This window comes from Oleiphilus sp. HI0123 (assembly GCF_001635315.1).
This window is the reverse complement of sequence record NZ_LWGE01000561.1, coordinates 1-615: the sequence shown is the minus strand read 5'-3', so window position 1 is coordinate 615 and position 615 is coordinate 1. Positions and strand designations below refer to the sequence as shown.

Below are 615 nucleotides of genomic sequence, written 5' to 3'. Positions count from 1 at the left end.
TTGTTATGTGTGATTAAATCATGTTCTTCGGCAAGCTTTCTTACAGCTGGCTTTTCCAATTCACCAACCGGAAACAGGGTTTTCGCTAATTTGCTTTGGTTGACAGCATGTAGAAAGTAGCTTTGATCTTTGTTGTTATCGAGCCCCTTTAATAGCAAGGTTTGCCCATTATCGTCAGCGCGTCTCACGTAATGGCCTGTCGCAATGTAATCTGCCCCTAAGGTACTCGCATAATCGAGAAAGGCTTTGAATTTGATTTCCTTGTTACACAGGATGTCAGGGTTGGGAGTTCGCCCAGAGCGATACTCAACCAAAAAGTGCTCGAAGACTCTGTCCCAATATTCAGCGGCAAAGTTAGCGGTATGAAGCTTAATACCTAGCTTGTCACATACAGCTTGGGCATCATTCAGGTCTTCGATTGCGGTACAGTATTCTGTGCCGTCGTCCTCGTCCCAGTTTTTCATAAACAGGCCTTCGACAAGAAAGCCTTGCTGTTTTAGGAGTAGTGCTGAAACGGAAGAGTCAACACCGCCTGACATGCCAACGATTACGCGTGTTTGGCTTGGGTCAACAGAAGAGGGTAGGGAAGAGCTATTTTGTATCATAAGGTGGATA

Annotated in this window: 1 protein-coding gene; it reads right to left on the bottom strand. The window is 45.4% G+C overall.

The window, feature by feature from the left end; all coding sequences use genetic code 11:
• Window positions 1–605 (bottom strand): tRNA 2-thiouridine(34) synthase MnmA (gene mnmA, locus A3761_RS05165; RefSeq protein WP_068749945.1); only part of this gene is annotated, 605 nt, incomplete at its 3' end.
• Window positions 606–615: the final 10 nt, after the last annotated feature.